The sequence below is a fragment of the Nocardia elegans NBRC 108235 genome (genome assembly GCF_001612845.1).
Taxonomy (GTDB): Bacteria; Actinomycetota; Actinomycetes; order Mycobacteriales; family Mycobacteriaceae; genus Nocardia; species Nocardia nova.
Window position 1 is genome coordinate 1 of record NZ_BDBF01000005.1, and the last position, 14,384, is coordinate 14,384.

The 14,384-nt window shown below is 68.8% G+C and carries 11 protein-coding genes; 4 read left to right on the forward strand and 7 right to left on the reverse strand.

What is annotated here, in order from left to right:
• Window positions 1–123: 123 nt before the first annotated feature.
• Window positions 124–756 carry a class I SAM-dependent methyltransferase gene (locus NE2_RS04370; protein WP_063909270.1) on the reverse strand — a complete coding sequence of 211 codons (633 nt, stop codon included), beginning with the start codon at window positions 754–756 and terminating at the stop codon, window positions 124–126.
• 82 nt (window positions 757–838) lie between these two features.
• Between NE2_RS04370 and NE2_RS04375 the strand changes: the two genes are divergently transcribed.
• Complete coding sequence (locus tag NE2_RS04375) at window positions 839–1,327, forward strand: TetR/AcrR family transcriptional regulator (RefSeq protein ID WP_233429665.1); 489 nt, start codon at window positions 839–841, stop codon at window positions 1,325–1,327.
• Here NE2_RS04375 and NE2_RS04380 read toward each other — a convergent pair.
• Entirely contained in the window at window positions 1,308–2,927 is a 1,620-nt protein-coding gene (locus tag NE2_RS04380; protein ID WP_063024097.1) for a DUF2207 family protein, read from the reverse strand. The genes NE2_RS04375 and NE2_RS04380 overlap by 20 nt on opposite strands.
• 402 nt (window positions 2,928–3,329) lie before the next feature.
• On the opposite strand from NE2_RS04380, the gene NE2_RS04385 reads away from it, so the two are divergent.
• A complete protein-coding gene (locus tag NE2_RS04385) occupies window positions 3,330–4,262 on the forward strand; it encodes a neutral zinc metallopeptidase (protein ID WP_063024099.1) in 933 nt (310 codons plus the stop codon).
• Between the two features lie 236 nt (window positions 4,263–4,498).
• Here NE2_RS04385 and NE2_RS35450 read toward each other — a convergent pair whose 3' ends face one another.
• Complete coding sequence (locus tag NE2_RS35450) at window positions 4,499–4,720, reverse strand: hypothetical protein (protein WP_106958340.1); 222 nt, start codon at window positions 4,718–4,720, stop codon at window positions 4,499–4,501.
• Window positions 4,721–4,838: 118 nt separating this feature from the next.
• Here NE2_RS35450 and NE2_RS04390 point away from each other — a divergent pair, with 118 nt between their 5' ends.
• Complete coding sequence (locus tag NE2_RS04390; RefSeq protein ID WP_106958341.1) at window positions 4,839–5,528, forward strand: neutral zinc metallopeptidase; 690 nt, start codon at window positions 4,839–4,841, stop codon at window positions 5,526–5,528.
• A gap of 35 nt (window positions 5,529–5,563) precedes the next feature.
• On the opposite strand, the gene NE2_RS04395 is transcribed toward NE2_RS04390, so the two are convergent.
• From NE2_RS04395 to NE2_RS04410, 4 genes are all read right to left on the reverse strand, one after another.
• On the reverse strand, window positions 5,564–6,250 hold the full coding sequence (locus NE2_RS04395) for a TetR/AcrR family transcriptional regulator (RefSeq protein WP_063024101.1): 687 nt from the start codon (window positions 6,248–6,250) through the stop codon (window positions 5,564–5,566).
• Window positions 6,247–8,508: an MMPL family transporter gene (locus tag NE2_RS04400; RefSeq protein ID WP_063024103.1), complete on the reverse strand. Its 2,262-nt coding sequence runs from the start codon at window positions 8,506–8,508 to the stop codon at window positions 6,247–6,249. Before NE2_RS04400 ends, NE2_RS04395 begins: the two co-directional genes overlap by 4 nt.
• 89 nt (window positions 8,509–8,597) lie before the next feature.
• Complete coding sequence (locus NE2_RS04405) at window positions 8,598–9,908, reverse strand: ammonium transporter (protein WP_063024227.1); 1,311 nt, start codon at window positions 9,906–9,908, stop codon at window positions 8,598–8,600.
• A 93-nt stretch (window positions 9,909–10,001) separates the two neighbouring features.
• Entirely contained in the window at window positions 10,002–10,844 is an 843-nt protein-coding gene (locus NE2_RS04410; RefSeq protein WP_233429666.1) for a hypothetical protein, read from the reverse strand.
• Window positions 10,845–11,279: 435 nt separating this feature from the next.
• Here NE2_RS04410 and NE2_RS37595 point away from each other — a divergent pair, with 435 nt between their 5' ends.
• Window positions 11,280–14,312: a DNA polymerase III subunit gamma and tau gene (locus NE2_RS37595; protein ID WP_084493795.1), complete on the forward strand. Its 3,033-nt coding sequence runs from the start codon at window positions 11,280–11,282 to the stop codon at window positions 14,310–14,312.
• Window positions 14,313–14,384: the final 72 nt, after the last annotated feature.

Sequence of the window (14,384 nt, forward strand, 5' to 3'; positions counted from 1 at the left end):
CTGAGGACCGGGCGCTCGCGCTGGGGACCCGGCGCTGACGCCGAGCAGACGAGCGGCGGCCGAGTCCACGGGCGAAGACTCGGCGGCCGGGGCGGGTCCACCGTCCCGGCCGTGGCAGTGGCCCTATGCGGGCTTCACGCCGGTCAGCACACCTGTCGACGGTTGCACCGTCCGATACTCCAAGTCCTGAAATCCCGCTTGCTCCAGGGGATTCCGATACCGCCGGATATCGATTTCGGTGGGATCCATATGCCTGCTGAGCAGTTTCGTCAGCCGCCCGTGCACACCCACGGGCGCCATATCGGCCAGGAGAACCCGTCCACCCGGCCGTAGTACCCGCCACATCTGCGACAGGGCGTTCCCACGATCCGCCTCGGGAATGTGATGCATCCCGAACGTGCAGGTGACGACGTCGAACGAAGCGTCCGGCAGCGGCAGCGACTGGGCCACGCCGTACTCGAAGCGGCAGTTCGTCCGGTTGCCGGACCGGGCGGTGGCGTACTCGACCATCTCGCGGGCGGCATCGATACCGACGACTTCACCGTGGGGTCCGACCCGGTCGGCCAGCGCGAACACCAATGTGCCCGGGCCGCTGGCGATATCGAGGGCGCGTCCGCCGGGTTTCGCGCCGCTGGCGGCGGCGAGGGTGGCCGCGTGTCGTCGGCGTCTGCCGCCGAAGAAGACGGTGGTGAACGCGCTGTAGCCGCGCGGGTTGGTGATCAAAATGCCCTGGGGGTCTTGTTCGATTCGGAACATGTGTTCATGATCTGGTGAAGCGGCTGCTCCCACCAGAAGCAAATGCACCGAAACCGTTCGTTTCCGCACATCCGGAGGCACAGTGTCCGATAACGACCGCCGCGTCCGGCGTACCCGCAGCACGCTGCATCGCGCCCTGATCGAGCTCATGATCGAACGCCCCTACGATCGGATCACCGTGCAGGACATCCTCGACCGCGCCGATGTCGGCCGTTCGACGTTCTACGCCCACTTCCGCAGCAAGGACGACCTGCTCGTGGTCAGTGGAACCGAATTCCTGCGTGCGGCGCTCGCCCGCCGCTCCGGTGACCCGATACGAACCATCATCGAACTGGCCGAGGGGCATCGCGAGGTCTATCGGGCGCTGCTCGGCCCGAAGAGCACCATGGTCGTCGTGCGCGGCACCCAGCAGATGTTCGCCGAGATCCTGGCCGACCAGGGCAGTGCGGAGCCCGAGACCACGTTCCTGTCGTGGGGGCTGGTCGGGTTGCTGCCCGCCGTAGCCGAAGGCCGCACCACCCCTCGGGCGGCCTACGAGGTCATCCGGCGGGTCAGCGACCCGCCGTCGTGAAAAGCCCCTCCAGTGCGGTGATGAAATACGGGAAATGCCCGGCGAACCGGTGCAGATTCCGGTCGCGATCGAAGCCGCCGAACCAGTAGAGCCCGGCCTGACGATCGGCCCCGGGATCCACATCGCGGAAGGTGCGGATCCAGTTGTCGGCCCGGCCACCGATGATCGTGAACGGTAGCGCCCGCGAGAACAGCAGTTCGCGATCGGCCGGCGGGATCTGATCGGGCCGCTGCGCGTCCAGACCGTTCTGCAGAGCTTTCACCTGTGCGGCGAGCGCGCGGCCCGCGGCGGTCCGCGCCGGCAGATACCGGCCGAGTAGCAGCATGGCCGCGCCGCCGAGCGCGATGGCCACGCCGACCAGCGCATATCCGCCGGCGACGGCCAGGCCGACGGTGGCCCCCACCCCGATCACCAGCAGCGCGACGCCGATCCAGAAGGCGAGTCCGCGCCGATCGTGATCGATCAGCGTGCCTCGTTCGAGCGCGTCGCGGCGCAGCGCGGAGCGTACGGGCTCGGCGGCGACGCGACCCGGCGCCCGCAGTTCCGACAACAGAACCGAGTCGGCGCCCTCGGGCAGCAGGGTCGTATAGACGTGCTTTTCGTAGCTGCGCAGTTGATCGTCGACAGGATTCACCCGGGTGATGCGCCAGTCCGAATCGCTCACCGGCGCGATCCACAGATAGCGCCGCACCGCCAGATCCACCACGGTGGCGGCGATATCGGCGGCATCGGCGGAGCCGTCGAGCAACAGTCCCGCCTCACCGGGCAGGATGCCGTCGGGAGAGACGAATTCGCTGTGGTTTCCGTTGCGCTGCACCGGATCCAGAGATCCGGTGGCGGTCAGGGCCGCGGCGTCCTGGCGGCGAGCCCAGGCCAGATAAGCGCCGAAGGCGGCCAGCGCTGCCAGCAGGACACCGAAGGCGATCAGCACCGGTGCGGTGACGGCGAAGGCGCCCGTCCCGCGGCCGCCGCGAATATCGGCGTTGGCCTTCACCGTGCCGGGCGGTACCTGCAGGGTCACATCGAGAATGTCGCCCTTGTGCAGATTCTCCTCGTGCATGGTGAGCACGCCGTCCGGTTCGACGCGGGCGTCGTTGCATTTGCGGGTGCTACCCACCGAGCCGACCGTGCAGTCGGCGATCCCCATCCGATAACTCGGGCTGATCACCGAACCGTCGAACGAGGCGACATCGGTGTTGAGGGCCCCGGTCCAATGGAACAGTTGCGTACCCGGCGCATCGCTGACCGTGCCGTGCACGGTGTACTTGAACGACGATTCCCCCGGCGGCGCGTCCACGCTGAACACCTCGCCCGCTACCTTCGCCGAACCCGGTCCGGTACTGGAGATGTCGGTCACACCGAAACGGCGTTCACTCCCGTCGTCGCGGCCCACCCGCAACGGCAACGCCATGTGGAACTGACCACCCGGCGGTACCTTCACGGTTTCCGCCACCTCGAGCAGACCGGCCTCGCTGAGTTTGACATCCGCGATGATCGACACACCCGCGGGCTCCTGTGCCCGCGCGGCCGGTGCTGCGGCGAACAGCCCGGCCGCTATCAACAACAGAGCGCCGAACGCGCCCCCCCGAAAGATCAGCATGGGGCAGTAGCTTAGCGGTGGGCCATTGTGCGAGCAGGCGTCGCGAATCCGGCGGCTTGCTATTCTGCGTCGGCGGCTGTCGCCGGAGAGCGGTGGCTGTCGCCGGATGAGGAACGGACAAGGGGGAGTGGGGGAGTGAGTCGACCACCCTACGGGCACGGCCCGAATCCGCCGGGTGGACGGCCGGTTCCACCCCATGGTCCCGGCGGCCGGCAGCGTCCGGGACCGCCGCCGGGGTACGGCCACGCGGCACCGCCCGGATATCCGCCGCCCGGCTACACAGGTTACGCACCGCCCACCGGGCCTCCGCCGTACCCCGCCGCTCCGGGTTATGGCGGACATCCCGGATACGGTGCGGGACAAGGTTATCGACCATCCGCGCCGTCCGGACATCGTCCACCCGTGCCACCGCCGCGGCCGTACGGTCCGGCCGGTCCGCGCTCCGCTCCGCCGCGCAAGCGAGGTGGCGGGGGCTTCGGCGCGGTCGTCGTCGTGGTGCTGCTGATCGTCACCTCGGGCCTCATCCGCTTCGCCGTGCGGACCGGATTCGACGCGGCCTCGCATACGGGAGAACACGGCAACTACAGCTACAACCCGCCGCCCGGAAAGGATTCCGCGGGCGTCCCCGAGACCGGCGCCAATCCGCTCCTGGCCGATCCCGGTTCGCCGCTGAACCCGGCGCGCTGCCCGTACACCCCGTGGAGCACGCAGGTCGACGCCGCGCGCGCATTCTTCGACAGTGCCGCAGCCTGTCTGGCCGACGCCTGGAAGCCGGTGCTGGACCAGGCGAAGTTGACTTTCACCCCGCCGAAACTCGTTGTCACCGCGAACACTTCGGGCATCACCACGCCGTGCAGTGGATCGAGCAGCAATTTCGCGGCCTTCTACTGCGGTGCGGATCAGACCATCTACATGCCGATCAGTCAGCTGCAGACGGATATGTTCCACGATCACTGGGAGATCTACCTCTCGGTCTTCGCCCACGAATACGGTCACCACATCCAGGCGCTGTCCGGGATTCTCGGCGCGGCCAACAAACAACGCCGCCAGACCGGCCTCTACAGCGACGAGGGGCTCGACCTCTCCCGGCGAATCGAATTGCAGGCCAACTGTTTCGACGGCATGTACTTCGCGTCCTCGGCAGGCGGGAAGTCGCTGACGCCGGTGCAGGCGCAGTCCGCGCGCAAGGATGCCTACGGCCGGGGTGACAGCGCCGGCGATATGCGCAGCCACGGCACCGCGGAACACGCCGGCGACTGGTGGAGCACCGGATTCGACAAGAACGCGACCGCGCCCTGCAACACCTTCATCGCGCCGTCCGGACAGGTGAGCTGATCCGCCATGCCGCAACCGCCGAGATACCCACCGCCGCACGGTGTTCCGCCGCACGGGCGCCCGCCTTACGGCCCGCCGCCCGGGTACGGACCACCACCCGGATACGGCCCGCCGCCGGGGTACCCGCCGCCCGGTCCGCGACCACCGTACGGTGCGCCGCTGCCGCCACCGGGTGCGTATCCGGTCGGTCCGTACGGCGGTCCGCCGTTGCCGCCGCCCGGCTATTACGGCCGTCCCTATCCACCGCCGAGGTCCGGTGGCGGTGCGGTCGGTGCGGTCTTCGCCGTGCTGTTCGTCTTCGTGGTGGTCGGCGGCTTGGTCGCGTTCGCGACCATGGGAGGTCGTGACAATTCGTCGGCGTCGTCGTATTCGACGTCGGCGCCGAGTTTCACGTATACGACGCCGACGTGGGCCACGAGCACGAGCGACCCGTCCACGTCGAGCTCCGAGGTCACCACCTACCCCACCTCGGCTCGCTCCACCACCACCCGGGCCGCGACGCGAACCACGCGTGCCGCGCCGACGTCGACGAAACCGGCCGGACCGCAACCGGTTGTCGCCACCACGAGCAATCCGTTGTTCGGCGATCACGACTCCGGCCTGATCAATATCGAATGCGGTTATCCGCGTTGGGGTTCGAGTGTCGCGGCCGCCACCGCCTTCTTCAACGCGGAGAAGGACTGCCTGGACCGGATGTGGCAGCCGGTCCTGCAGGCGGCGAACCTGCCGTTCTCGAGTCCGACGGTCAGCGTGCCCGCGCGCGGTGTGGACGCCGTCTCGCCCTGCACCAGTTCGGGCGGCAATTACGCGGCGTTCTACTGCTCGACCGACAACACGATCTATATGCCGCTCGATCACCTGCAGGTCGATCAATTCGGCGACCAGGCCGAGATCTACGCCTCGGTGTTCGCACACGAGTACGGACATCACGTACAAGGGATCTCCGGCATCTCCGACAAGGAGAACAAGGATCGCTACGACGCGGGGGTGCGGTCCGCGGTGGGATTGGAGTTGTCGCGCCGCCTGGAGCTGGAAGCACAGTGCTTCGGCGGAATGTGGGTGGGCTCATCGCAATTCGTCGGCTCGCTCACCACCGATCAGGTCGGGAGGATTCGTCAGACCAACTATCGTCGCGGCGACCGAGCGGGCGATATGCGCGATCACGGTACGCCCGACCACTACGGGGCGTGGTACGACCAGGGACACGACAACAACCGCACCTGGATGTGCAACACCTGGAACTCGCCGTCGGATTCGGTGTCGTGACCGGCGGCCGAATCCGGTCGGCGTGAGCGGTCGGCCTACTCCTCCTCCCGCAACTGCGCCAACCACCGCGCACCCTCGTCGGGATCCGGCGTTTCCCCGCCGATGACGTCCAGTACCGCATGCCCGAGGCAGGCCGCCGCCATGACCCGGTCGGCGACGGCTTCGGCATCGCCCCACGGCAGATGGGGTTTGGCGATGAGCAGCGACGCGATGCCGTGGGCGGCGGCCCAGAGTTCGAGCACCAGCGGCATCGGGTCGCCGGGCGCGATCACGCCGGAGTCCATCGCCTCCTGCACCGTCTGCGAAAACCGTTGGAACGCACCACTACCCAGCACCACGTCCACCGCGGAGGGACCTTCGCCGGGCGAGGCGGCGGTGGCGACTCGGTATTGACCGGGGTGCTGCAAGGCGAAGCGCACATAGGCCAGGCCCTGCTGACGCATCCGGGACATGGGCGAGACGGTCGGGTCGCTCGCGGCGCCGATGGCCGCGTCGAGATCTTCGAACACCTCCGCCACCGCGGCGTCGATGAGGTCGTCCTTGTCGGCGAAGTGGCGGTAGATCGACGGTGCGGTGACGCCCACCAGCTTGCCGACCTCACGGATCGACACCGAATCGGCATTGCCGGTGCGAGCCAGCAACTCTCGTGTCGCGGCGAGGATTTCGGCGCGCAGCTCGGTACCGGAGCCGCGGGCGGAACGAGGACGGCTCGAACGTGTCACGGCCGCCCCGCCGGTTCCGGTTCCGCGGCGCGCTCCGGCGTCGGGGGCGTGGGATGTTCGGTGAGACCGAACCGCTCGTGCCAGCGTGCCAAGGGGCCGGGGGCCCACCAGTTTGCGCGGCCCATCAGCCGCATCAGCGCCGGAACCAGCAGCATGCGGATGACGGTGGCGTCGGCCAGCACGGTGATCGTGAGACCGAGACCGAACATCTGCATGAACGACACCTTCGCGGTGATCATGGCGCCCAGCACGATCGCCATCAGCAGGGCGGCCGCGGTGACGATGCGACCGGTCCGGGCGACACCGATGGCCACCGAACGGTCGTTGTCGGCGGCGGTGCGGTCGGAGGCCAGCCAGGCCTCGCGGATGCGGGAGAGCAGGAACACCTCGTAGTCCATCGACATCCCGAAGGCCAGGCAGAACATCAGGATCGGCATGGTGGGCACCAGGAAGCCGGTGGGCGTGAAGCCGAGCAGTCCGGAGAAGTGCCCCTCCTGGAAGATCCACACCATCATGCCGAACATCGCGGTCAGCGACAGCGAGTTGATCACCACGGCCTTCAGCGGGAGCACCACGCTGCCGGTGAACAGGAACAGGACCACGAAGGTCGCCAGTGCGATCAGCGCAATCGCCAGCGGCAGCCGTTCTCCCAATGCGTGCAGGGAGTCCACGTTCATCGCCGCGGCACCGCCGAACAGCGCCGGCGAGGGCGCGGGCACATCGCGCAACGCCTGCAGTTGATCCTTCGCCTGTGGGGAGTACGGATCGAATGTCGATGTGACGGTGAGATATTGGCCCGAGTCGCCGGCCATCCCCGGCGCGGCGCCGCCCATCCGGGCGCCGGACACGTAGACACCACTACTCGACAGCACCGCGTTCACGCCGTCGACCTTCGACAGCGCCGTGGCGTAGCCGCTGATCGCCTGGGGTTCACTCGGCGCACCCGGCAGCACGATCGTCGTCCCGGTTCCGGAGTTCACGGCGGGGAATTCCGCCCGCAACTCGTCGCCGACCGCGCGGCTGGTCGATCCGACGGGCAGCACCCGGTCGTCGGGATAGCCGAATCCCACCCCGAGGAACGGGGCGCCGACCGCGAGCAGCACCGCGATGATCGCGATGGAGACCGGCAACGCCCGCCGCATCACCCGGGTGACCGTGCGATACCAGCCGGACTCGTGCTCCGGTCGCGGTGCGGGCTCGGCGCGGCCGAACAGTTTCCGCATCGCCACCCGCAGATTCCAGGAATTGATCCGGTCCCCGAGCAACACCAGCGCCGCGGGCAGAATCACGATCGAGGCGATCGCCGCGGCCGCCACCACCGCGACCCCGGCATAGGCGAACGACTTCAGGAAGTACATGTCGAAGACGCTGAGCACCGCCAGCGCGAGCGCGACCGTCAGCGCGGAGAACAACACCGTGCGTCCCGCCGTCTGCACCGCGCGCACCGCGGCGGCCTCGTGGCTCGACCCCGCGGCCAATTCCTCGCGGTATCGGCTGACGATGAACAGGCTGTAATCGATCGCCAGGGCCAGTCCCAGCGCGGTGGTCATGTTCAGCGCGTAGATCGACACATCGGTGAAGAGGGTGAAGCTGCGCAGGATCGCGAGCGTGCACAGAATCGCGAAGATCCCGACCGCCAACGGCAGCGAGGCCGCGATCACGCTGCCGAACACCAGGATCAGCACGATCGCGGTGAGCGGGACCGCGATGCCCTCGGCCATCGCCAGATCCTTGGTGACCTGGTTGTTGACATCGTGGTAGACAGCGGCGATTCCGCCCGCCTGCACGGTGACACCCGGCGTGGAGACGGGCAGGGAGCTCGCTATCTCACCGGCGGTGCGCTGGGCCTTGTCGTCGCCACCGGTGAGATAGGCCATGACCAACGCGCTCTTACCGTCGGTGCTGCGCAGTGCGGCGGCCAGCTGTGGCGGGCTGGTCCAATACGAGCGGACGCCGACGGTGTCGGAGCGACTGCCGAGCCGGGCGACGATGTCGGCGCCGGCCGAGCGGGCCGCGGCCGACTCCACGCCCTCGTCGGCGTGCACCAGCAGCACCAGATTGGGCTGCGCGCCGTTGAACTCGTCGGCCACCAGTTGTGCCGCGCGGGTGGATTCGGCCTTGTCGGAGGTGAATCCGCCGGCTTGCAGGTGGGCGGTGACCGTGGCGCCGAAGCCGCCGCAGAGCAGCGCCAGGGCGAGAGCGGCGAAGAGCACCCGTTTCGGGTACCGGGTGGCGAGCCGTGCGATGCGGGTCAGCATGAGTGCTCCTCGGGCGGCCGGCGTTGGGTAACGGTGTTAGCGTAACGCCGTTACCCTAGCCGGGCGCAAGAGAAGAGCCGAGATCGGTGTCAGCGATCCCCGTCACCGGCCGGTCGCTCACCGCCGCCGTGCGGATGATGACCGAACAGCCCGCGCGGCGCGTGGCCGTGCACGCCCTCGACATAGGCGGTCTCGGCGTGCAGGGCGAAGTCGATGCCGCCGACCTCGTCCTCCTTGCTGATCCGGAAGCCCATCACGCGATCGATCACCTTGCCGATCAGATAGGAGACGCCGAAGGCCCACAGCGCGACCACCACGACGCCGACCGCCTGCTTTCCGAGCTGGGCGAGTCCGCCGCCGTAGAACAACCCGCGCGATCCGCCGGTCATCACCCGGTTCGCCAGCACACCGATCAACAGGGTGCCGACCACGCCACCGGTGAAGTGCACGCCCACCACATCGAGCGAATCGTCGTAGCCCGCCTTGAATTTCCAGCCGACCGCGAAGGAGCAGACCACACCGGCCGCCAAGCCCACGATCACCGCGCCGAGGGCATTGACCGAACCGCACGAGGGCGTGATCGCGACCAGACCGGCCACCGCGCCGGAGGCCGCGCCGAAGGTGGTCGGGCGGCCGTCGCGGATCTGCTCCACGATCAACCAGCCGAGCATGCCCAGACAGCCCGCGACCAAGGTGTTCAGGAAGACCGCGGCGGCCAGTCCGTCTGCCTTGAACGCGGATCCGGCGTTGAAGCCGAACCAGCCGAACCACAGCAGTCCGGCGCCCAGCAACACGAACGGCAGATTGTGCGGGCGCATCGCGTCCACCTTGAACCCGATCCGCGGTCCCAATACCAGCGCCAAGGCGAGAGCCGAAGCGCCGGAAGCGATTTCGACCACCAGACCACCGGCGAAATCGAGAACGCCGAAGGAGGCCAGCCAGCCGTCCGGGCCCCATACCCAGTGCGCGATCGGAGCGAACACCACCAGCGCCCACACCGGTACGAACACCATCCACGCGGAGAACTTGGCGCGATCGGCGATGGCGCCGCTGACGAGCGCGACGGTGAGGATCGCGAAGGTCAGTTCGAAGGTCGCGTACAGCAGTTCCGGAACGCCGCTGCGCACGGTGCCCGGGGTGATGCCGGTCATCGCGAAATGTTCCAGCCCGCCGATGAATCCACCGCCGGCGTCGTCACCGAAGGCCAGGGTGTAACCGAACAGCAGCCACACCACGGTCACCAGCGGGATGGAGATGAAGCTCATCATCAGCATGTTCAGCACGCCGGTCGTGCGCACCATGCCGCCGTAGAAGATCGCCAGGCCGGGGGTCATGAGCAGGACCAGCGCGGTGCTGGTCAACAGCCACGCCGTGGCGGCGGGGTCGATGGTCGGGGGCACGGACAACTCCTTTTCCACACGCGTTCGCGTGGCAAGAAACTACCGAACCCCCGGTGTCGGGCCGATGAGCGAGTCTGGTACTTCCGTTCGGATTCAATTCCCGTGCTTGCGAGCCCGCCGGGCCAGCGCGCGCCGGCCGCGGTCCCCGGGGACCGGCAGATCGTCCTCGAGCGCGACCCATTGCGCGGTGACGAGCCACTGCTGCTGGGTGCGGGCGTCGGCGGTGTCGTTGAACACCCGGCGGCCGCGGTCGTCGCGCAGCTCGTGCGCGAGAACCGACCAGCGCGGCGGGCGGCCGTGGGTGGTGCGGTAGGTGTCCAGGAACTCGGCCACGAGGGTGCCGATGGTGTTGACCGGGCGCATCGACACGCGGTTGCCGTATTTCGCCGAGTGGAAGCGCCGGGCCGCGCACAGCGAACGCGGCGTGGCGTCGAAGGCGATCCACCCCGCGCGCTGCGCCCGTTCGATGAGCCACAAATGTTTGACCGCATTCGGGGCGATATCTCCGACGCGTTCGCGGATCAGCGTCATCACCGGTTCGGCGGCGAGAATATCGCGGCGGGTCGGGCCTGTTGCGTGGGTGCGCCAATAGTTCTGGGTCAGCTCGGCGAGGGTGCGGCCGAATTCGTCGATACTGCGCTGCGCGCGCCGGCCCAGCCGTTCGATGCGTTCGGCCTCGGCGCGTATCCGATTCTGCGCGATCAGGGTGTGAATGGCCGGCAAGGTGGGAACCTGGCCGCGGCCCAGCAATTCCAGAATGGCGCCCGCGGTGGCCGGATCGGCCGCGGCGGAAACCGGAAGGGAATCGCGGTTGCGAGCGAACTCGCGGGGGCTGATGGCGCGGCTGAGCAGATCGGTGGCGGTCCGGTCGCCGGCGAAATCGGTATGTGAGAGCCAGGCGGCGGCGATGTCGTCACACGACGGCACGGTCGTCATTACCCGTCATTACCTCCGAAACGGGCCGGATGTTGTTGTGCCCCGGTCGGGATGAGGGACCGACCGGGGACACCAACCTGATGAAGGTTTGGCTACCGAAGTTGCCGAAATCAACGGTAGTCAGCGGAGTGGATCGGGCGCTAATCGGGTGACGGAATCGTTACGTCCATAATTTCGGTCGCAAACGGGGCGCGTGTCCGAAAGTTTTCGTTACTCGACGGCCCGCAGACGAAATCGACAGAACATTTACACCGTTTCCGATTTCCGGGCGCGAACCGATGGTTGACCAGGTCGGTTGTCCGCGGTGAGATCGGACGAAGAGAATGCTTGTGATGTAGATCATAGTTTATTCATGCCGCCCAACGCTTCGGCGGGTGGGGTGGATACCGGGTGCGCGAATGGTTCCCTGTCGGTGTCCGCCGGTACCCTCGGGCCGTGGCTCTGTACCGGAAGTATCGACCGGCATCCTTCGCCGAGGTAGTGGGGCAGGAGCACGTCACCGATCCGCTGAGTACCGCGCTCGACACCGGACGGATCAGTCATGCCTACCTGTTCTCCGGCCCGCGAGGTTGTGGCAAGACGTCCTCGGCGCGCATTCTGGCGCGCTCGCTGAACTGCGTCGAGGGTCCGACCTCGCGACCGTGCGGGGTGTGCCCGTCGTGCGTCGCGCTGGCTCCGGGCGGGCCCGGCAATCTCGACGTGATCGAACTCGACGCCGCCAGCCACGGCGGCGTGGACGACACCCGTGAGCTACGCGATCGTGCGTTCTACGCGCCCGCGGAATCGCGCTACCGCGTCTTCATCGTGGACGAGGCGCATATGGTCACCACGGCCGGATTCAACGCGCTGCTGAAGATCGTCGAGGAGCCACCGGCCCACCTGATCTTCATCTTCGCCACCACCGAGCCGGACAAGGTGCTGCCGACCATTCGCTCGCGCACCCACCACTACCCGTTCCGGCTGCTGCCGCCGGCCACCATGCGCGGGCTGCTCGGCAAGATCTGCGAGCAGGAACAGGTGCAGGTCGAGGAATCGGTCTACCCACTGGTGATTCGGGCCGGCGGTGGTTCGCCACGCGACAGCCTCAGTGTGCTCGACCAGTTGCTGGCCGGCGCCGGCCCCGAAGGTGTCACCTATCCCCGTGCGCTGGCGCTGCTCGGCGTCACCGATATCGCGCTGATCGACGAGGCCGTCGACGCGCTGGCCGTCGACGACGGCGCGGCCCTGTTCGCCACCGTCGACCGAGTGGTGGAGGCCGGTCACGATCCCCGCCGCTTCGCCACCGACCTGCTCGAACGCATCCGCGACCTGATCCTGCTGCGCGCGGTTCCCGATGCCGCCGAACGCAATCTGGTCACCGGCCCCGGCGATGTGATCGACCGGATGGCGGACCAGGCCGACCGGATCGGCCCGGCCACCCTGGCCCGCTACGCGGAGCTGCTGCACGAGGGCCTCGGTGAGATGCGCGGCGCCACCGCGCCCCGGCTCCTGCTGGAGGTGGTGTGCGCCCGCATGCTGCTGCCCTCGGTCTCGGAGGCCGAATCGGCGGCGTTGCAGCGACTGGAACGGCTGGAGCGGCGGATGGAATCCGGCGGTGTCCCGGCCGCCGCGCCACAGTCGTCCGCTGCTCCCGCCGCCGCGCCGGAGTCCTCCGGTGGCGCGGGCCGGCCGTCCGGGGAGCCACGCCGCCGTGGCGCCGAAGCGCTGGCCGCGATGCGGGAGAAGAAGAGTGCGCCGCATCCGGCGCAGCGGGCGCAATCGCCGACCGGTCCGCAATCATCGGCGCCGCCGCAATCCCAGCAGGAGTCGCAAGAGCAACGGCCCCAAGGACTTTCGGCCGATTCGCACGATGCGGCCCCGGTCGGTGGCCCGTCCTCGGATGATCGGTCCGCATCCGGTGCCGCCGATGTTCCGGCGACCGGTGAGCAGGTCTCCGCGCCCGGCTCCACAGCGACCGCCGCTGCCGGACCGGCCGACCGTGAAACCGGTCGCCCGGCGTCGACAGGTATGGATGGGAACGAAAAGGCCACGGCGACAACCGCTTCCGACCTCACTGCGGACAGTGCCGATCGGGGCGTCGAGTCGGGACCGGACGCCGGATCCTCCTCCGGCGCACAGTCGGTGGCCGATACCGAGCGACATGACGGGGCGGTGGAGTCCGCTCCCGATCGGGGCGCTGTCGCAGCCGAATCGGTCGCCGTCGTCCGGCCGTCCGCCGCTGATGCCGTCGCCCAGCCGGAATCGCTCGACATGCCGCATCCCGAGCCTGGGGGCGCCACCTCCACTGCCCGCCGAAGCTCGGTGTCGCCCGTACCCGATGAGGGCGCTCACGAGGGGCTGGACGCCGCCGCTTCCGGCTCGATCGTGGACGGACCGGAGGGAGGAGGTCCCGCGGGCTCGGCCGCGACCACCGATAGGTCCTTCGAGTCCGATCGCGACTCGGACCCAGCCGGTCGGCCGACGAGCGCCGCGGGTTCGAACGGTCCGGATGCCGGCACGGGTCCGGCTTCCGGCCCTGCCGAGTCCGAGTCCGCCCCCGCTTCCGGCGATGATGCCGGTGCTGCCCGAGCTTCCGCCGCCGAACCCGCTGCGGCCGCCGGCCCTGGGGCGCGGGATGCGTCGGGCGCGGCGGTGGGCCGCGCCGCAGATGATGCGACCACGGAACCGGTGGCCTCGCCCGCCGATACGGGTGGGGACGTTCTGCGGGAGATCGAGACCGCCTGGGCCGATATCCGGGCCAAGGCGCGAGAGTCGAGTGCGGCCTTGCCGGCGCTGCTCTCGGGTGCGGTCGGGGCCGTCCGCGTCGAGGACGACACGATCGTGTTCGCGCATCCGCATGCTCCGCTCGCGCAGCGTTTGTCGATCCCGCAGAACATCGACGCCGTCCGGGCCGCGGTGCACGCGGTGATCGGTCGGCAGTACGGCGTGCGGTGGGAAGTCGGGTCGGGTGACTCCGGTGGCGCGCGTGCCGGTGGTGCGGCCTCGGAGCGTTCTGCCCGCGGCGGCGCGGAACCGCCGGCCGGCCGGGGTGCGGGCGGGGGCAACCCCGGGCAGCCGCAACCTCCGCGATTCGTCCGGCCCAGCCAGAACCAGGCGCAGTCGGCGGACGGCGATGCGCGGGGCGGTCAGACCGATACCAGGGGCGCCGCGGCCGATCGGCGCGACAGTCAGGGCCAGGGCCAGCGGCGGGAATTCCGCCCGCCGCGCAGTGCCGGCGCCGCCGACCGAGCGGCGCCGGACGACGATATTCCGCCGCCCGAGGCGCCGGACGTTCCGGACGATCCCGGGCCGTCGGACTACTCACCGGTAGGTTACGACGGTGTCCCACCTGCGTTGACGCCGGAAGAAGAGCAGGAGATGCTCGCGGAATCGGCGCGACCGGTCCCCCCGGAACAGCGCCGCGACCCCGATGAGGTGGCCTTGGAGTTGCTGCGAACTGAGTTGGGTGCCACACATCTGGGTGGTTGACAGCCACCTGCCGGAATACGTTAAGTTAACCGGAGTTCGCATCCCGCTGTACTATGAACGGGTGGTCGTCAG